Genomic DNA, 19,504 nt, shown 5'->3' with positions numbered 1-19,504 from the left:
GCTAAATTAAAATTTCCCTTTACAAGTAGAAAAAATTTTTATACTTCGATGTACCTTATTTTTTATAAAATCACAAATTTTTTTCCAATAAATAAAACTAAATATTCACTAATATATCTATCCGTGGTTTAATATATATAATAAAAAATATTTCTGTCTTTAAGGAGGTACTATGAAAGCAAACGTAGGGGATACTATACTTTTTCAACGAAACAATTTAAAGATTACAGGATCTGTACTAAAACTTTATACTGAATCGGTCTTAGTTGAAATTACAAATGTAAGCGGTGGTACTTTTGAATTTGATCGAACAATTGTAAATCATAAAAACTATAAAGTTTTAAATACAAATACATAAAACAACACAAAATAGCCCCTGCTCAACAGCAGGGGCCATTTTATATAAAAATATTTCACTAGTTTATATACCCTAAAACATTAACAATCTTACTCGCTTTTAAATTGTTAATATGATAATAAATTTCTAAACCTCTTCTCTCTGCTCGTAACACTTTACCCTTCATTTTTGATAAATGTTGTGAAACAGTAGATTGCGGAATATTCAGTAACTCTGTTAATTGTGTTACATTACAAGTTTTTCTCGTACTTAATTCATTTACAATTTGCAGGCGGATTGGATGCGCCATAATTTTTAAAATATCTACATCTTCTTCTGAAACTAAAGTTTTTCTCATTTCACTCGTATATGTTGTCATAAGACATTCCCCTTTTATATGAATTCCATATTCATAAGATCTATTTCCAAATTTTTTAAAACCCTTGATTAAAACTTTCATATAGAAATAAAAGGATTTTAAATTTTTAAAAACAGAACTTACATTCACTTTATTTATTTATTTGGTACATATACATAATACAATGTTAATATGTGCTCTATGTGAAGTTCGCATAAATTTGTGATGAAGATTTATTTAGCCACTCGCATCCTACTCATCTAATTACCCACTGCATAAAATCATCAGTTATTTTAACACATTTTAGGCGTTTGTATATACTATTTATAAAACAACTTTTATAAAGGGGAATTCATATGCCTACAGCGTTACAAGAAGAAGTCGAAGAAGCACGGGAAACATATGTCAGTCGTATCATCTTAGTTGGAGGATCCGCTTTATTTTTAGTAGGCGGAGTTATCTCGGCAATTTCAGCCTTTAAAACTTATAATCGTTTAGAGAATACGCCGCCTTCTACAGATAATTCATAGATATTTTATAAAATAAAACGTCGTCTCCAATGAAGAGACGACGTTTTATTATTCATACATATGACACTAAAAGTATCGGTAGGTTCCCTACTCCATTTTCTAGGCTTACTTCACCACAAACCTAGTCTGACTACACCCATCCTTCTGCTTCGTTACTTCTAATACAGCCGGCATTGCGTTTTTCAGCTCTTGTACGTGTGAAATGACACCGATAAATCGGCCTGATTTTTGTAAGTCAATTAAGGCATCTACTGCTTTCGTTAATGATTCTTCATCTAATGAACCGAACCCTTCATCGATGAACATCGTTTCGATGGAAATACCACCTTCATATGCTTGAATTACATCTGCCATTCCTAGCGCTAAGCAAAGTGATGCGTTAAATTTCTCTCCGCCAGATAATGTTTTTACATCACGTGTTTGACCAGTGTATGCATCGTACACATCTAATCCTAATCCACTTTGACGGTTTCTCTTTTCAACTCGCTCACTTCGTTTTAAATAAAATTGTCCATTTGATAATTTACGTAGTCGTTCGTTTGCGATTTGAACAATTTGTTCTAAATACTCAATTAGGATGTAACGTTCAAATGATATACGACTTTCGTTATCACCTTTCATTACTTCATATAGATCAACAAGTTCTTGGAAAGCTTTCTCTTCATCGTGAATTTGTTCGTCAATACGTCTAATGTTTTCATGTAAATCAGAAATATATGTTACCGCATTTTGCGCACGTTGACGTTTTTCTTTAATTATATCGAGATTAATTTCTAGTTCTTTTATGTGTTCACCTAAAGATGTAATATCCATATACTCTTTATATTTTAATTCTGATTTTAACTCTTCAATTTGTTTTGCAAGCACTTCGAGAGATGAATAATAACCTTGAATTTCTTTTTGTAACATCTCCATCTGGGCATCGCTTAATTTGGCTTCTTTATACGTGAATTGATCTGTAAACCCGCTTTGTTCTAGCTCTTTCATAAAGCGTGCGAAAGTTTCTTCTTTCTTCAATTTTGCACTTTCAAATTGATTAGAAGCACCTTTCTGTTCAGCTTGAATACGTATATTTTCATTTTGCCAATGCTGATACGCTTCCTGCACTTTCTTCCATTCGTCCTCCATTAACCTAAGTTCCTGCATAGCTTGGTCCAACTGTGCTTTCCAAGCTTGTACTGTTTGTAAGTTTTCTGGAATATTTCGTTTATCATGTTCATATGACGTACGAAGTTGCATGCACTCCATTTCTGTACGGTGCTGCATTGTTTCTACTTCCCGTTTTTGTTTCTGAAGTTCTTCTATTTTTTCTTCTACGCTTTTCATGTTCACAGCAATCTGCTTACGTGTTTCTTCACTTGCTTTTAACGTATTCACGTTTGCTGCTAATTGTTTTCCTTTTTGAACAAGTGCACTATATGTTTCAGCTAATTTTTCCGAGTTGTAGCCGCGCTTCACAACTTCTTCTATCACTTGTTCATATTGTAGTCGATAAAAATTCCATTTCTCCTCTACTTGCACATTTAATTTTTCAGCAATGTTCTTCTTATCTCTTAAATCGTTTAACTCTTTTTCATCGATCGCATTACTTTGCTCTGTAGCTTTTTGTGGGTGATTCGTACTACCACATACCGGACAAGATTCACCATCATGTAAATGAAGAGCTAGTATACCAGCTTGTTCACTTAACCAGCGGCGCTCCATGTTTTCATACGCACGAACTGCCACTTGCATTTTATTATTTGCCGCTTCTTTTTCTTGCTCAAATTTTTGTTTTTCTTGCCAAACATCATATGCTTGCTTTAAAACTTTTGCATCTTCTCGCATATTGGTTAGTTCTTCTACTTTAGCTACATATTGCTCAAGTGCTTGTTCTAATTGCTGCAATTCATCAGACATTCCCTGTTTTTGACTTGTATGCTCTTCTAGTTGTTGATCCAACTTTTGCATACTTTCTTTTAATTTCCCTATTTGAATTTCGGCATTTTGTAAATTCAGCTTTCTCTCAGCTAATGATTCAATGATCGCTTGTAACTCTTCTAATCTTTGAACAAGTTTTTTAGCCTCTTCTCGTTCAAGTTCTTTATTCTTTACTACTTCATACTTCTCCTGAGCAAGCTCAAAACTATTCATTATCTGTTCTTGTTTGACGATTATCTGTTTTAACAAACTTTCAGCTTTCTGCTCATTTTGCATCGCTTCTTCATACCATTGTTCAAATGGTAATAAGCGTTTTGCTTGTTCCGCACGTTTAAAGGATTTTTCTTTCCCTTCAATTGCTGCACGGTTCTCTTGTAAAGTGTTATATTTCTCATTCTTTTGTTGTAAATCTATAAATTTCTCATTTACAGATTTTGCTGCATGAAAACGTGTTTCTGCATCCTTTAATTGCTTCGTTTGAACATCTTGTTCTACTTGTAATTGCTCAACCTCTGCCTTATACACGGTTGTTTCTTGTTCTAACGCTTCTACTACTTGATGCGTATTTACATGTTCTTGTGCCACTAATGTCTCTAATAATGCTCCATCACGGATTGGTAATTTAAAAACATTACGGAAATAGAGCTCTCTCTCTTTTTGTTTTTCTTGCAAGACGTCTTTCCATTGTTTTCTCTTTTGATCAAGTAACTCACGCATTAATTTATAACGATCCGTTTTAAAAATACGACGTAAAATCTCTTCTTTGTTTTCCGTCTCAGATGTTAATAGTTTTCGGAATTCCCCTTGGGGTAACATAACAATTTGGCTAAATTGATGTTTACTTAACCCAATTAAATCTTCCATTTTTTTGTTTACGTCTGTTACATGAAAACGATCGACGGCTGGAACGTTTTCTCCATCAATAACTTCATATAATTCTACTGCATGTCCTGTAATAGTCTTATTCCCTTGTTTTTTATGTCCAAGTTGTCGTTTTATTTCATAGCGTTTCCCTTTTAACTGAAAGGTTAGTTCAACACTTGTATAAACATTATCATCAGCAAATTGACTTCGAAGCATGCTCGTATCACTACGTTCTTCTCCACTAGCCTCACCATATAATACATAACAAATCGCATCAAAAATCGTTGTTTTTCCAGCTCCCGTATTCCCAGAAATAGCGAAAATACGATGTTCTCCAAGATCTTCAAAATCGATTACTTCTTTCTGTTTATATGGCCCGAATGCTGTCATAATAAGCTGAATCGGTCTCATCCTCGTTCACCTTCCCGTTCTTGCACTGTTTGTAATACATCTATAAATAGGCGTTCTTTCTCTTCTGATAAATCTAACCCTTTCATTTCTTTATAGAAAGCCTTTAAAAGAGATAAATCATCCGTTTTATGTCTTGAAACAGTTACTTCATTTGTATCTGTGAGTTCTCGCCGTTGCATCGCTCTTTCAACGTGCATTGCATTTGGATATACAGATCGTATTTTCTCCATTGGCTGTAAGACAGGATTTCCGTCTAATAATTTTACAAATACGTAATCTTCACTTACTGGGTGCTGTAATAATTCATCTATTTTCGCTTCTACTGTTCGCATTTTACGACGTGGTAAAAGTAACCTTTTTTCAATTGCTACTTCACCGGTTTCATTCATTTCTACAATGTAATAACCTTTTTTATGTTTCTCTTCAGAAATAGAATAGGCAAGTGGTGAACCAGAATATCGAATCGTCTCATTACGTACAAAATGCGCTTGATGTAAATGTCCAAGCGCTGTGTAATGAAACTTATCAAAATAATGACTATTTACATATTCAGCACCACCAATTGAAAGTGGTCGTTCTGCATCACTTGTATTCTCCTCCGCTTCTCCTGAAGAAGTTATAAATGCATGTCCAACAAATACATGTCTAGCTTCTTTATCCATCGTTTCAGAGAGCTCATTCATAAAAATGCGCATCGCATCATCATGAGAACGTACGTCTTCATTTTTCAACACGTGTCTAACTATGCTTGGGTCTGCATACGGTATTAGATGGAAGTGAACCTCTCCATATTCATCATTTAGTACGACAGGTTCATACGGGAATTGAAATTGACCTACAATATGTAATCCCTGTTTTTTCATTAAACCACTTCCAAAATGGATACGATCCGGACTATCATGATTACCAGCTACTGCAATAACTGGTGTTTGTAATTCAATAACTATTTTTTGCAGCACATCATTTAATAAGTCTACTGCTTCTGTAGGTGGAATTGCTCGGTCATATAAATCCCCTGCAATAATTACGGCATCTGGTTTTTCTTCTTCAACCGCCTGTACAAACTGATCTAATACAATCTTTTGGTCTTCAGTCATATACACGCCATGAACAAGCTTACCTAAATGCCAATCCGCTGTATGAAATAACTTCATATTTTTCTACTCCTTTTAATTTACTGATTTTAGTGAAACGAGTTGATAGTTTATTGTAGTTTTTCCGTTCTCCCACTCTAGCTTCAATATCGTTGCACTTCCAATTCTTTCTTCATTTGATTTATATAAAGGCAATATTTCTTGAATTGTAAATAAGTGATAACCATCCAATATTAATTGAAATATATTTTCTTCAATATGTAATCTTACTTCTTTTTCATTTGAAATAATTTTTGTGTGCATCTCAAATTTCATGATAGATACAACCCCTTTTTATAATCTCTACATTTTAATAGTATAGTGGCTATGCAAGATTGACAAGTACATACACAGCAAAGTACACACTTTTCTATTGTTATATGTTTTATGTATTTTATATAAAATACGGTATGTGAAATTTTATATTTTCCCCAAAATAAAAATGTCTATTGTGACATCTTTATTTTTGTATAAAGTCTTTCATTACATAATATAGAACGGTAATTAAAACGATTGCGACGAAAAATGAGAACACTGCGACAATGTACCCATCTTTATTTAATAAAATACAGAATGAAATAGATATTATAAAAATCGGAAATACGAGACGTACTTTATCCTTCACTTCTTCTGTCGTATCTGTATGATGAAAATACTGCGTTATTCCTATCATTAAAAAAGACAAAATAATAACCGACAATAGTAAAGGTCCTGGCATTCCGATTTCTCCTTTCTCTATTTCTAATTCAGTGTAAAGTTTTTTATTACAATTGTACGATTCATTTTTTCTTCAAACACTCTTTTTAGAATTGATAATGAACAATTCACACCTATATAATAGCGCTTTTATTATTATAACTTCAAATAATTACACTTACAGTAATGTTGTAATATTCCCCCTTAGTCTCTGAAATCCTGCAAAGATAACTCGTCAAAATATGCGGTGACCAAATTAATATTTACCGTCAACTTTTGACAAAATTTATAAAGGACATTTCAGTACATATCAAGAATTAAGAATAAGAAGATATGTAAGGGAGGATGCATTATGACTGAACACGTTTTATTTTCTATTAGTGAAAACGGCGTTGCAACAATTACTTTAAACCGTCCAAAAGCACTTAATTCTTTATCTTATGACATGTTACAACCTATCGGACAAAAACTTAAAGAGTGGGAACACGATGAGCGTATTGCACTTATCGTGTTAAAAGGTGCTGGCACAAAAGGTTTTTGTGCAGGCGGCGACATTAAAACTCTTTATGAAGCGCGTTCCAATGAAGTGGCATTGCAACATGCAGAACGTTTTTTTGAAGAAGAGTATGAAATTGATACATATATTTATCAATATACAAAACCGATTATTGCTTGTTTAGATGGAATTGTAATGGGCGGTGGTGTCGGTCTTACAAATGGTGCGAAGTATCGCATTGTAACTGAGCGTACGAAATGGGCAATGCCAGAGATGAATATCGGCTTCTTCCCAGACGTCGGAGCTGCATATTTCTTAAATAAAGCACCTGGATATACAGGACGCTTCGTTGCTTTAACAGCATCTATTTTAAAAGCTTCTGACGTATTATTTATTAATGCTGCTGATTACTTTATGACATCTGATTCATTACCAGAGTTTCTTACTGAACTTGAAAGTGTAAATTGGCATAAAGAAGATGATGTACATACTAATTTAAAAGAAGTTATTCGTACATTTGCAACTGCTCCAAACTTAGAAAGCGAGCTGACTCCTTCATTAGAAGCAATCAATTCACATTTTGCTTTCGATACAATTGAAGAAATCATCCATTCATTGGAGAAAGATGAAAGTTCCTTTGCTCTAAAAACAAAAGAAACACTGTTATCAAAATCCCCTATTTCACTAAAAGTAACCTTAAAACAGTTTATTGATGGACAAGATAAATCCGTTGAAGAATGCTTCGCTACGGACCTTATACTTGCTAAAAATTTCATGAGACATGAAGATTTCTTCGAAGGAGTACGCTCCGTTGTCGTTGATAAAGATCAAAATCCGAACTATAAATATAAACAGTTAAGTGACGTTTCAGAAGAAGATGTGAATCGTTTCTTTAACTTACTTAATGCATAAAATGAAACTGTAATGCGTGGGTGTTTTGTTCATCCCCCACCTAACTTCTTTGCTTCAGCTAAATCTTGTGCGGTGGAAATCTTACTACCCGCAAATAGCGGGATAAAATCGAGGCTATATAGTAGTGTAATTACAGCTACTATATAGCCTTTTTATTTAATGATTTTTAATAAGATTTAATTTTATTAAATCCACTTTTGTGCTACACTAATTTTAATCAAATATTCTAAAAATAAAAAGGAGGGACGGCTATGATAGAAAATTATCTTCTTTTCATCATTATGTCTATTTGTCTTATCATTTTACCTGGTCCAGATACAGCAATGGCTACGAAAAATACATTGATTGCCGGTAAAGTCGGTGGAGTAAAAACAGTGTTCGGTACATGTATCGCGCTATTAATTCATACTTTAGCTGCTGTAATTGGTCTTTCTGCACTTATTGTAAAGTCAGCTCTTTTATTTTCTATTTTCAAGTACGTTGGGGCTCTCTATTTAATATATATCGGTATTAAAGCCCTTTTAGCAGTAAGAAATAAAGAAGGCGTAGATACAAATGATATATCTTTAAATAATGAAAACAAACATACTTCTTGCTTTCGCCAAGGATTTCTAACGAATTTATTAAATCCTAAGATAGCAGTCTTCTTTTTAACTTTTTTACCGCAATTTTTAAATCCAAATCATAATACATTTATTCAACTTCTTGTAATGGGCCTTACTTACCTCGTTTTAACCGCCTTTTGGTTTGCGTTTTATATATTTTTAATTGATAAAATTAGTGCTTTTATGAAAAAACCGAAAACGCAACGTTATATTCAAGGGCTAACAGGAATCGTCCTAATTGGATTTGGTGTTAAACTAGCTTTTGAAAAAAGTAATTGATAAAAACGAAAAACACCACTATTAATAGTGGTGTTTTTCATTTCACAACTAATTTGACAGTCTACTCTTTATTAAAACCAGCGCTCAGTTACAACTTTTTTACGTGTATAGAATTGAACGCCATCTGTACCATTTGTACCTAAATCACCAAAGAATGAAGCTTTATTTCCTGCAAATGCGAAGAATGCCATTGGTGCTGGAACATTTACATTTACACCAATCATACCAGCATCGATGTTATCACGGAATGTTTGTGCATGTTTACCATTTGACGTATAAATAACCGCACCATTTGCAAATTTAGATTGATTTGTTAGTTTAATACCTTCTTCTAAATCTTTAACACGTACAATGCTTAATACTGGAGCAAAAATTTCATCTTGCCAAATTTTCATTTCTTGATTCACGCCATCAAAGATTGTCGCACCTACAAAATAACCTTCTCCAACTTCTTCATTAATTTTACGGCCATCTACTAATAAAGTTGCCCCATCTGCTACACCACTACTAATATAGCCTAAAACACGCTCTTTATGAGATTCACGAATTAATGGTCCAACATAGTTATCTTCGTTAAAGCCATCGCCTACTTTTAATTTTTTCGTTTCTGCTACTAATACATCAATGAATTCATCAGCAATTTCATCCACTACTGCTACTACTGAGCATGCCATGCAGCGCTCTCCACTACTTGCAAATGCAGATCCAATTACACCTTGTACTGTTTTCTCAAGATTGCAATCTGGCATTACAATCGCATGGTTTTTTGCACCCGCTAACGCTTGTACACGTTTTCCGTGTTTCGTACCTGTTTCATATACGTAACGAGCTACTGGCTCAGAACCGACGAACGAAACAGCTTGAATATCTTTATTTTCTAAAATGCTATTTACAACATCTTTTCCGCCTTGTACTAAATTTAATACGCCTTTTGGGAAACCTGCTTCATAGAATAATTCTACAAGTCGCTCCGCTAAAAGTGGCGTTCTTTCCGATGTTTTTAATACGAATGTATTACCGCAAGCAATTGCAAGTGGGAACATCCATAACGGAATCATCATTGGGAAGTTAAACGGCGTAATACCAGCAACAACTCCGATTGGGTAGCGCCAAATTGATCCATCAATTCCACTAGCAATATTCGGCAGCGCTTGACCCATCATTAAATTAGGTGCCGATGTTGCAAGTTCCACTGCTTCAATACCACGCTGTACTTCACCTGTTGCATCCGTTAGCGTCTTACCATTCTCTAGCGTAATGATTTTCGCAAGCTCATCTTTGTTTTCTTGTAATAGCTGTAAATATTTATATAAATTTCTTGAACGATTCGGAACTGGTACTTTAGACCACGTTTCAAATGCTGCTTTTGCCGCTTCAACAGCTTTTTCAACATCTTCTTTTGGAGATAGTGGAACGTAAGCGATAATTTTTCCAGTCGCTGGATTTGGAACTGCTTCTACTTCCGTACCTGTCGATTCAACCCACTCACCGTTAATGTGATTTTTTACTCGTTTAATTTCAGTTGTAATCATTGTATTCTCTCCTTTGTATAATTTATTTTTGATTAGAAATTAATTGCTCGCTAACTTTCTTATATAAAGCAGCCATATCGTTTTCACCATATCCAGCTTGACTAGCTTCGTCATATACGTTTAATAACATTTCGCTTACCGGTAAATGGAGTTCGCTTTCCTTAGCTAAGTCAACTGCAAATCCTAAATCTTTCTTCAATAAGTTCACAGTAAATCCTGGCTCGTAGTTTTCAGGTGCTATAAAACTTTTAAAATTACGTTCATAAATTCTACTTTGACCGTAACTTACATTTAAAATATCAAACATTTTATCTAAATCCATATTGTTCTTTTTCGCTAATGTTAAAGCTTCACTCACTCCAGCTGTATAAAAACCAATTAATAAGTTATTAATTAACTTAACAGTTGTACCACTATCAATCTGCTCACTAACGTGGAAAATGTTCGCGCCTAGTACGCCCATGATAGATTCCGTTTTCTCATATACCTCTTTTGATCCACCAACCATAAACGTTAATGTACGGTTTTCGGCTCCGATTACTCCACCACTCACAGGTGCTGCTAAAAAGTCTACTTTCTTTTCCTTTGCAACTTCCTCTAATTGTTTGTTTAACTGCGGCGATACCGTACTTGTATCAATGAAAACTACATTCGAGTGACCATTTTCAAATAATCCTTCTGCTCCAAAATATACCGCTTCAACAGCACGAGGTGAAGGTAAACTTGTAAAAACTACATCACATGTTTCTGCTAGTTTTAAGATTGATAGACCGATAATTCCGCCTTCTTTTTCAAAGGACGCTTCTGCCTCTTTATTTAAGTCCACGCCATATACCGTGTAACCTGATTTAACTAGATTTTTTGACATCGGAAGACCCATGTTACCTAAACCGATAAAACCAATCTTTTTCATATCGCTTTCCTCCTATTTACACAATATATTTCCCACGATTTATAATAGCTTTCGCAATTTCTCTCTTCTTCATAAATACGTTCGTGTATAAAGGTACTAATAATTGACGGATTTCAGCTAAAATCACATGTCTATCTTTTTCTTCTGTGACAGCCGCTGAAAGTACAGAAATCGCCGCTTCTTCTACTTTACGATATCCTTCTTCACAAATAACATCCGTTATTTGTTGCTTCGTACGTTCTTTTTCCTCACCATTTTTACTTACTGCTTTTCTCGTACGTAAAAACGCTGATTCCATGACGTACACGTCCGTCAACATATTTGATATTACACGTGAATATTCTTGTTCTTGGTCGATTTTTAGACTTGGAGTTTTAGAGAGCGTTTTCAAAGATTGTTTCAACAATTTTTTCGCTAATAAAATGTAACGATGGTTTCTTTCGACATTTGCTACATCACTTTCTACTTCAGTATCTTCTAATTGTTCGATTTGCTTCATTAACATTTTGGCAACTGTTAATCTATTAATTTCGTTCGTTCCTTCAAAAATACGACTAATTCTAGCATCACGATACAATCGTTCTACCTCGTACTCTTGCATATAACCGTAACCACCATGAATTTGTACAGCTTCATCTACAATATAAGCAAGTGTTTCAGAAGCATTTACTTTATTTAGTGCACATTCAATTGCAAATTGAGACATTTTTTTCATAAGATCTTCATCGCTCTCATGAATTGCTTCATCAATTACACCTGCTGTACGGTAAGCTGCACTTTCGGCTCCATATGTAGCAATGATCATATTTGCAATTTTCTCTTGAATCATCGTAAAGTCTACTAATTCCGTTTGGAACTGTTTTCGCTCTTTTCCATATTGAACCGACAAACCAATTGCTTGTTTTGCTGTTCCAATATTTCCAAAAGCAAGTTTAAGTCTAGCAAAGTTAAGAATATTAAGAGCTACGTGATGCCCTTTCCCAACTTCCCCTAAAACATTTTCAACAGGGATGACAACATCTTCTAAAATAAGAGTCGCCGTTGAAGAACCTTTAATACCCATTTTCTTTTCTTCTAACCCAATGGATACACCTTCACATGTTCTTTCGACAATAAATGCTGTCATTCCTTTATTTGTCTTCGCAAAAACAACGTATACATCTGCCATATGAGCATTTGTAATCCATTGCTTCTCACCATTTAACTTCCAAGCTGTTCCCTCTTCATTCAATACTGCGCTCGTTTTTGCACTTAATGCATCCGAACCAGCATTTGGCTCAGTTAAAGCATAAGCCCCAATCCATTCTCCCGATGCGATTTTTGGTAAATATTTTTCTTTCTGTTCTTTCGTTCCGTAATATATGTAAGGCAATGTACCGACACCAGCGTGTATATTAAATGAAACGCTAAATGCACCAGCGTAACCCATTTTCTCTGCTACAAGACCTGAGACAGCCTTTCCTAACTCGAACCCGCCATAATCTTCTGGTACCTCAATGCCTAATAATCCAAGTTCCCCAGCTTTCTCAAATAATTGACGAGAAACTTTATAGTTATGTTGTTCAATATTCTCCATTTGTGGAACAATTTCTTGTTTAACGAATTGTTCTGTCGTTTTTGCGATTAAATCTTCATCACCTGAAAAATCTTCTGGTGTAAAGTAAGTATGATTTATATCTTTATTGAGTGAAAAAAATTCATCCCATGGTAACTTCGTTTTCTCCATATGTATCCCCCTATCATTCGGCTTTCATAGCTTTTTGCTTATGCTCGTCTACGATGAGTGGAATATCTTTTTTTGAAAATAGAAGGCGATGATTTTTCACATCAAGCATTTTATTTTGCCAAAGATGTATTTTCATCGCCTTCACTGCTTTATCTATTGATCTTCTGATAATACTGTTTTTGCAATACCAGTATCTAACTCTTCAAAGTCATGATATGAAATTGTTTCGTATAATTCACTTCTCGTTTGCATATTAGAAAGTGCATCTTTTTGAGAACCTGTTTCTTTAATCAAAGTAAACACATTTTCATACGCTTTCGCTGCAACGCGAAGTGAAGTTACAGGATAAATAACCATTTGAAAGCCCATATTCGCAAATTCCTCTGCACTATAATATGGAGTTTTTCCGAATTCAGTCATATTCGCAAGTAAAGGTGCATTTACCTTACTATTAAATAGACGGAATTCTTCCTCTGATTGAAGCGCTTCAGGGAAAATTGCATCTGCACCGGCTTTTACATATGCATTTGCTCTTTCAATTGCTTCATCTAATCCTTCAACGCCGCGAGCATCAGTACGTGCTACAATGTATAAGCTCGGTGCAACTTCTTTAATTGCTTTAATTTTTTGAACCAATTCTTCTGTAGTAACAAGTTTCTTACCATTTAAATGTCCACATTTTTTTGGTAATTGCTGATCTTCAATTTGGACAGCTGCTACTTTCGCTTCCATCATTTCTACAGCTGTTCTCGCTACATTTAGTACACCACCAAATCCTGTATCAATGTCAACAAGAACAGGTAAGTCTGTAGCTCTTACTAAATCTCTTGCTCTCTCAGCCACTTCAGTAGACGTCACGATACCTAAATCTGGTAACCCTTTACTTGCAGTATAAGCAGCTCCGGATAAATAAAGAGCTGAAAAACCTGTATTTTTTGCAACTAAAGCCGCCATTGCATCATGAGCACCTGGAATTTGCAAAATTTCATTTGCTTCTACTAAAGCTCGGAATCGATTCGCAAGCTCCTCTTGTGTTGACTGCTTTTTCACAACCCAAGCCATTCTAAATTCCCCCTATTATTAAATTAAGAATAGATCTACAAATTCGTTTACATTCATATTTTCTAGTTTTTCTTCATTTAAACAAACTTCATGAATTTGTTCTTGTTGCTTACTAGAATAATGACCTGCCATATTTGCAGTGAACTTTTGAACAACTTTTGGGATTGCTTCGTCTCTACGGAAACGGTGACCAAGTGGATATTCACATTCCACATTTTCTGTTACTGTGCCATCTTTAAAGTGAACTTGAACAGCGTTGGCGATTGAGCGCTTGTTCGGGTCAAGGTAATCTAAACTGTACTGTTTGTTTTCAACAACAACCATCTTATTACGTAATTCATCTACACGTGGATCGTTTGCTACTGCATCTTCATAATCGTCTGCAACGATATCTCCTTTTAATAAACCAATTGCCGTAATGTATTGTAAGCAATGATCACGATCAGCTGGGTTATTTAATGGACCTTCTTTATCAATAATACGAATTGCTGATTCATGAGTTGTAATTGTAATACGGTCAATTTCATCTAATCTCTCTTTAATTTCCGGATGCAACTTCACTGCACATTCTGCAGCCGTTTGTGCATGGAATTCTGCTGGATATGACACTTTAAATAATACATTTTCCATTACATATGACTCTAGTGGTCTTGCTAATTTTAATTCCTGTTTATTGAATAATACATCTTGGAATCCCCATCCTGGTGCAGATAGGGCCGTTGGATAACCCATTTCACCTTTTAGAGCAGTCATTGCAAGATGAACACCGCGGCTCGTTGCGTCACCTGCAGCCCATGATTTACGTGAGCCCGTATTTGGAGCATGACGATATGTACGAAGACTAGAATTATCAATCCACGCATGTGATAATGCATTAAAGATTTCTTCACGTGTTCCGCCAAGCATTTTCGCAACTACTGCAGTTGTTGCTACTTTTACATATAATACATGGTCAAGACCAACTCTGTTTAAGCTGTTTTCTAAAGCGAGCACGCCTTGAATCTCATGTGCTTTAATCATCATTTCTAATACTTCACGTACTTTTAAAGCTTCTTTTCCTTCTGAAATACGAACACGGCTAATATAATCTGCAACCGCTAAAATTCCGCCTAGGTTATCAGATGGATGTCCCCACTCTGCTGCAAGCCAAGTATCGTTATAGTCTAACCAACGGATCATACATCCGATATTAAATGCACCTTTTACTGGATCTAGTACATAAGACGTACCTGGTACACGTGTACCATTTGGCACGATTGTTCCTGGCACAACTGGTCCTAGTAATTTCGTACATTCTGGATATTGCAGTGCTAAAATTCCACATCCAAGTGTATCAAGTAATACGTAACGAGCTGTACTGAATGCTTCTGCACTAGTAACCTCTTTATTTAATACATAATCGGTAATCTCTTCTAATAATGCATCTTTTTGCTTAATTTCATTTGTTTTAATCATGCTATCCTTCCCTTTCTGTCGAAAATTCGTTATTATTAATGATGGGTGTCGGTCAAACACCCATCTGGCGGGCGGCGCTAACAACTCCCCAGTTGTTCTTATTTACTAAGTACATGTCGCTCGCCAATATAATTTACACGTGGACGGAACAAACGATTATTTGCATGTTGCTCAATAACGTGCGCACATAACCCCACTGTTCTAGAGCTAAAGAAGATTGGTGTATAAAGTTGAATTGGAATACCTAGCATCCAATATACTGGAGCTGCATAATAATCAAGATTTGGATAAATTCCTTTTTCTTTTTCCATAATCTTTTCTCCAGCTTCACACATTTCATATAGTGTATAATCACCTTTTACATCACATAACTGTTTTAAAGCTTCCTTCATCATAAGTGCTCTTGGATCCATCTTCTTCATATAAACACGGTGTCCAAAGCCCATAATTTTTTCTTTGTTATATAGTTTCTTCTGTAATAACTCTTCAAATTTCTCAACATTACCAGCTTCTAAAAACATGTACATAACCGCTTCATTTGCACCGCCATGTAAACTTCCTTTTAAAGATGCAACTGCACCTGTTAAAGCACCGTATAAATCTGATTGTGTTGATGCAATAACGCGAGCTGTAAATGTAGAGTTTGGCATTTCATGCTCACTATATAAAACAAGGGAACGATCAAAGATCTTTTCCTCAAGTTCAGTTGGTTTTTTACCAGTTAACATATAGAAGAAATTCGCACTATAAGATAATTCTTTAAGAGGTTCAATTGGCTCCTCATTATTTAAAATATGATAGCTATTCGCTACAATGTTTGGCACTTTACTTAACAGCTTGTACCCTCGGCTTTTATTCACTTCTAACGAGCGGTTTTCGATATCATTATCGTAACCAGCTAACGCTGACACACCTGTACGTAATCCATCCATGGGATGCGTCTCTTTAGGCAATGCCTTTAGTACGTTGAATACACCTTCTGGTACTGCATATTCTTCTTTTAGTTTCTTTTCAAGTGTTGCTTTTTCATCTTCATTCGGTAGGTGTTCCTCCAATAAAAGGTGCACAATGTCTAAATACTCTTTTGTTTTTGAGAGTTCGATTAAGTCATACCCTTGAATTACAATTTCACCTTTTACTGTGTCAAGAAACGAAATTTTCGTCTCCGCTGCCACTATACCATCTAATCCCGGGGAAAATTTTTCTTCAGCTTTCATCATTATTTCCTCCAATCCTAATAGATCTTCGTGCACATAACTGTAAGCCTTTACAATATTGTGAAACTACATTTCTACTTCAATGTATCAGAGTTTTTAGAAGATTTCAATTTATTTTATAATGATAAGTTTCCTACACTTTTCTTACTGTAACAATACAATTTTTTGAAAATAATTCTTATGTTTTATAAAGAAAGAATAGACTTCTTTGCGTATTTTAAAAAACAAGATATAAAGATTTTTCATGTAACACCGCCAAATATACAATTATTCTAATTTTATTTGAGAAATAAAAAAAACGAGCTATACATAAATACAGCTCGTTACTATATGATATTTATTTCACTATCTCTTAAATATAATTTTTATATAAAACTTATTCATTTTTAATAAAGTTATTATTTTACATAATTAAATTGAATTTCTTCCATTTCCTCATGATAACTTACAAATAAATCATAGTTTTGAAAATACCAAAGATCATCACAATCTACAAAAAATATAATACCTTCCTTCTCAACTGACACTATTTCTCCATCTGGTTTCTCAGCAACAACCCCTAAAGAATATCCGGGCTGAATTGAACTATCCCCTCCGTACCTTACAGTAACACGTACAGATTCACCGTGCTTTATACGTAATTCTTCCTGGAACCATTGCAGAGCTTTACGATCAATTGAAATTTCCAGCTTTATTCCTCCAGTTTACACAAACTCTTTTTTTCCTAATCGTTGTTTTACAAAGAAGACGAAAATAATTAAGGCTATCAATGCTGAAATTGCACTCCCTGAAAATAAAATACGATAACCAAACATTTGTGAAACAACTCCAAGTACAATAGCACCTAACCCGATTCCTAAATCAAACGCTGTAAAAAATGAAGCATTTGCAACTCCTCTTTTACTCGGATCGACAATTGTAAGCATTGCCGCTTGCAAAGCTGGCTGCGCTGAACCAAATCCAATACCGTATAATGTTGCTGCGATAATTACACCTATCAAACCATTTGAAATAGTTAAAACAACTATAGCTAAAATAGTAATACATAATGCTGGGAGTATGATGAATACTTCTCCACACTTATCTAATAGTTTCCCTGAAATTGGTCTTACAATTGTTAATGCAATTGCATATACAAGAAAGAAAGTTCCCGGATTTACATGAATTGATGATGCAAATAACGGTAAAAAGGTTGTTATTCCTCCATATGCAAACGATAAAAAGAATACTACAATCGTGATTGTTAATACGGATTTCTCAAATAGCTGAATTTTTCCTTTTTCTTTTTGTAGCGTAAATGGCATCTTCGTTATTAGTGATAATACGACTGCCATAAAAGATAACAACGTCGCTAATAAAAATAGACCATTAAATGAATAATTTTGCACAACCCATAATCCAATCATAGGTCCGATGGCCATTGCAATTGTCATCGCCATCCCGTACCAGCCCATTCCTTCTCCACGGCGTGAATCTGGAATAATATCAGTTATTGCTGTTCCAACAGCTGTTGTAGAAACAGCCCATGTTACTCCGTGAATAACACGTAAAACAGCTAAAAGGACAATAGTCGATGCTATATTATAGGAATACATCGTTAATCCAAAAAAGATAAGTCCGAAAATAATAAAGGATCTTCTACCATATTGATCTAGCATTCCTCCAATAATCGGTCGTATTACTACAGCAGCTATCGTAAACATCCCCATCATGAGTCCAACTTGCGATTCATTGCCACCTATCTCTTTAATAAAGAGCGGTAGCGTTGGAACAAGTAAATAAAATCCTGTAAATAAAAATAACATTGCGAAAGTCATTTTAATAAATGATTTCGTCCATAATCGTTCCATAAAAATACCTCCATACACTCGTAAAATATTACGATTAACAACCTCATTGTACATTTTATTGATCTCTTTTCCCTCCGCAAATAGACGTATCTTTTCATATTAAATAGTCCACCATCAGCTTACATTAGTCTTAAGACTTTGTACGCATGTTTTAAACGAAAGTCCTATATATGTACCTTTATACGTGTGAAAAGAATATACTAATTTATTAACACAACTTAGGAGTGAATATTTTATGTGGGTATCATTAAGAGTAACTGCCGTAGTTCCTTCGACTCCTGGGATACATGTTCCTGCAGTTCATACAGCTAGCTCCGATGTAGGAATTGAACTTCCCGCAACTTGGCAACAATATCAAATTCCCGGTCAAGTTACCCCCTCATTTTGGCATCATGGTGCACACCCAAGTAGTACTACCATTTATAGCCATAGTTATCCTCCACTACCTCCGACTCAAGTCTTTTATCATTTCCCTTCAATTTATTTCCAAAATTTTTATGGTACGTTTAACATTTAATAGCTATCACTGTATTACCCTACATCTTAATAAAGCGAACCTTTAATCCAGTTTCAACATAAAAAGTCGAATTTCTTAAATAAGAAATTCGACTTTTTTATTGTTTTCCAAACGAAAGTAACCGTTAAAGAAAGACATTTATTAAAGACTTGAATATAATTCCCACTTATTTAATGCTTTATGTAATCCATTACAGTTAGTCCCTTTCCGGAATAACCCATACATACAATCATTTCTCTCTTTACGTTACATTTCACATAAACTACATTCACTCTTTTTCTTCTATCCGGCCCTTAACATAAAATTTTCTATAGCAAAATGAAAAAAGCACTTAAGATTGTAAATTCCCACAAATCTTAAGTGCTTTTTTGAAAACTTTTCTATAAATTTTTCTTATTGTCCATTATTGGCAGGAACCTCTCCTGCATTTCCACCATTATTTGGTTGTACTGTTGCAGGTGGGGTTGGAGTTCCTTGACCTCCATCATTATTCGCTGGAGGTGTCGTTCCTTGACCTCCTCCGCTATTTGCTGGAGGTGTCGTTCCTTGGTTTCCTCCGTTATTCGCTGGAGGTGTCGTTCCTTGACCTCCTCCGTTATTCGCTGGAGGTGTCGTTCCTTGGCCTCCTCCGTTATTCGCTGGAGGTGTCGTTCCTTGGCCTCCTCCGTTATTTTGTTCATTTTGTTTCTTT

Annotated in this window: 19 protein-coding genes and 1 pseudogene; 5 read left to right on the top strand and 15 right to left on the bottom strand. The window is 34.9% G+C overall.

Annotated elements, in window-relative coordinates:
• Positions 1 to 172: 172 nt before the first annotated feature.
• Complete coding sequence (locus MR160_RS24310; protein WP_000646793.1) at positions 173 to 358, top strand: YkvS family protein; 186 nt, start codon at positions 173 to 175, stop codon at positions 356 to 358.
• A gap of 58 nt (positions 359 to 416) precedes the next feature.
• Here the strand turns inward: MR160_RS24310 and MR160_RS24305 are convergent, their stop codons facing one another.
• Positions 417 to 716 (bottom strand): ArsR/SmtB family transcription factor, encoded by a 300-nt coding sequence (locus MR160_RS24305; protein ID WP_000214801.1) that lies wholly within the window; start codon positions 714 to 716, stop codon positions 417 to 419.
• Positions 717 to 1,051: 335 nt separating this feature from the next.
• On the opposite strand from MR160_RS24305, the gene MR160_RS24300 reads away from it, so the two are divergent.
• Positions 1,052 to 1,225, top strand: coding sequence for a hypothetical protein (locus MR160_RS24300; protein WP_001141667.1), 174 nt, complete (start codon positions 1,052 to 1,054; stop codon positions 1,223 to 1,225).
• A 105-nt stretch (positions 1,226 to 1,330) separates the two neighbouring features.
• On the opposite strand, the gene MR160_RS24295 is transcribed toward MR160_RS24300, so the two are convergent.
• The 4 genes from MR160_RS24295 to MR160_RS24280 all read right to left on the bottom strand — a co-directional run bounded on the left by MR160_RS24295 (position 1,331) and on the right by MR160_RS24280 (position 6,271).
• Positions 1,331 to 4,420: an AAA family ATPase gene (locus MR160_RS24295; RefSeq protein ID WP_017763123.1), complete on the bottom strand. Its 3,090-nt coding sequence runs from the start codon at positions 4,418 to 4,420 to the stop codon at positions 1,331 to 1,333.
• Positions 4,417 to 5,574, bottom strand: coding sequence for an exonuclease SbcCD subunit D (locus MR160_RS24290; RefSeq protein WP_242298221.1), 1,158 nt, complete (start codon positions 5,572 to 5,574; stop codon positions 4,417 to 4,419). Before MR160_RS24290 ends, MR160_RS24295 begins: the two co-directional genes overlap by 4 nt.
• Positions 5,575 to 5,589: 15 nt before the next feature.
• A complete protein-coding gene (locus MR160_RS24285; RefSeq protein WP_000667344.1) occupies positions 5,590 to 5,829 on the bottom strand; it encodes a DUF2584 family protein in 240 nt (79 codons plus the stop codon).
• 184 nt (positions 5,830 to 6,013) lie between these two features.
• A complete protein-coding gene (locus tag MR160_RS24280; protein WP_001119404.1) occupies positions 6,014 to 6,271 on the bottom strand; it encodes a hypothetical protein in 258 nt (85 codons plus the stop codon).
• 330 nt (positions 6,272 to 6,601) lie between these two features.
• Here MR160_RS24280 and MR160_RS24275 point away from each other — a divergent pair, with 330 nt between their 5' ends.
• Positions 6,602 to 7,657 (top strand): enoyl-CoA hydratase/isomerase family protein, encoded by a 1,056-nt coding sequence (locus MR160_RS24275; RefSeq protein ID WP_000134894.1) that lies wholly within the window; start codon positions 6,602 to 6,604, stop codon positions 7,655 to 7,657.
• Positions 7,658 to 7,908: 251 nt separating this feature from the next.
• Positions 7,909 to 8,541 (top strand): LysE family translocator, encoded by a 633-nt coding sequence (locus MR160_RS24270; RefSeq protein WP_000572346.1) that lies wholly within the window; start codon positions 7,909 to 7,911, stop codon positions 8,539 to 8,541.
• A 71-nt stretch (positions 8,542 to 8,612) separates the two neighbouring features.
• On the opposite strand, the gene MR160_RS24265 is transcribed toward MR160_RS24270, so the two are convergent.
• From MR160_RS24265 to MR160_RS24230, 9 genes are all read right to left on the bottom strand, one after another.
• Positions 8,613 to 10,073, bottom strand: a complete 1,461-nt coding sequence (locus MR160_RS24265; protein WP_000633340.1) for a CoA-acylating methylmalonate-semialdehyde dehydrogenase — start codon at positions 10,071 to 10,073, stop codon at positions 8,613 to 8,615.
• 22 nt (positions 10,074 to 10,095) lie between these two features.
• A complete protein-coding gene (locus tag MR160_RS24260; protein ID WP_000719404.1) occupies positions 10,096 to 10,986 on the bottom strand; it encodes an NAD(P)-dependent oxidoreductase in 891 nt (296 codons plus the stop codon).
• 16 nt (positions 10,987 to 11,002) lie between these two features.
• On the bottom strand, positions 11,003 to 12,712 hold the full coding sequence (locus tag MR160_RS24255) for an acyl-CoA dehydrogenase family protein (RefSeq protein ID WP_000416004.1): 1,710 nt from the start codon (positions 12,710 to 12,712) through the stop codon (positions 11,003 to 11,005).
• Between the two features lie 13 nt (positions 12,713 to 12,725).
• Positions 12,726 to 12,848, bottom strand: coding sequence for a hypothetical protein (locus tag MR160_RS34900; protein ID WP_000690878.1), 123 nt, complete (start codon positions 12,846 to 12,848; stop codon positions 12,726 to 12,728).
• 17 nt (positions 12,849 to 12,865) lie between these two features.
• Positions 12,866 to 13,774 carry a methylisocitrate lyase gene (prpB, locus tag MR160_RS24250; protein WP_000312638.1) on the bottom strand — a complete coding sequence of 303 codons (909 nt, stop codon included), beginning with the start codon at positions 13,772 to 13,774 and terminating at the stop codon, positions 12,866 to 12,868.
• A gap of 18 nt (positions 13,775 to 13,792) precedes the next feature.
• Positions 13,793 to 15,229, bottom strand: a complete 1,437-nt coding sequence (gene prpD, locus MR160_RS24245) for a 2-methylcitrate dehydratase (protein ID WP_000598123.1) — start codon at positions 15,227 to 15,229, stop codon at positions 13,793 to 13,795.
• Between the two features lie 98 nt (positions 15,230 to 15,327).
• Positions 15,328 to 16,449, bottom strand: coding sequence for a citrate synthase (gene mmgD / locus MR160_RS24240; RefSeq protein WP_242298217.1), 1,122 nt, complete (start codon positions 16,447 to 16,449; stop codon positions 15,328 to 15,330).
• Between the two features lie 395 nt (positions 16,450 to 16,844).
• Positions 16,845 to 17,135 (bottom strand): HesB/YadR/YfhF family protein, encoded by a 291-nt coding sequence (locus tag MR160_RS24235; protein WP_025989028.1) that lies wholly within the window; start codon positions 17,133 to 17,135, stop codon positions 16,845 to 16,847.
• 15 nt (positions 17,136 to 17,150) lie between these two features.
• A complete protein-coding gene (locus tag MR160_RS24230) occupies positions 17,151 to 18,296 on the bottom strand; it encodes an MFS transporter (protein WP_000440639.1) in 1,146 nt (381 codons plus the stop codon).
• A gap of 235 nt (positions 18,297 to 18,531) precedes the next feature.
• On the opposite strand from MR160_RS24230, the gene MR160_RS24225 reads away from it, so the two are divergent.
• Complete coding sequence (locus MR160_RS24225) at positions 18,532 to 18,813, top strand: hypothetical protein (RefSeq protein ID WP_000270162.1); 282 nt, start codon at positions 18,532 to 18,534, stop codon at positions 18,811 to 18,813.
• A gap of 393 nt (positions 18,814 to 19,206) precedes the next feature.
• On the opposite strand, the pseudogene MR160_RS24220 reads toward MR160_RS24225, so the two are convergent.
• A pseudogene (locus MR160_RS24220) lies at positions 19,207 to 19,504 on the bottom strand (penicillin-binding protein); the annotation flags it as partial.

Source organism: Bacillus cereus group sp. BfR-BA-01382 (assembly GCF_022663475.1).
Taxonomy (GTDB): domain Bacteria; phylum Bacillota; class Bacilli; order Bacillales; family Bacillaceae_G; genus Bacillus_A; species Bacillus_A thuringiensis_S.
The sequence above is the reverse complement of the archived record's forward strand: the minus strand, read 5'-3'. Positions and strand labels throughout refer to the sequence as shown.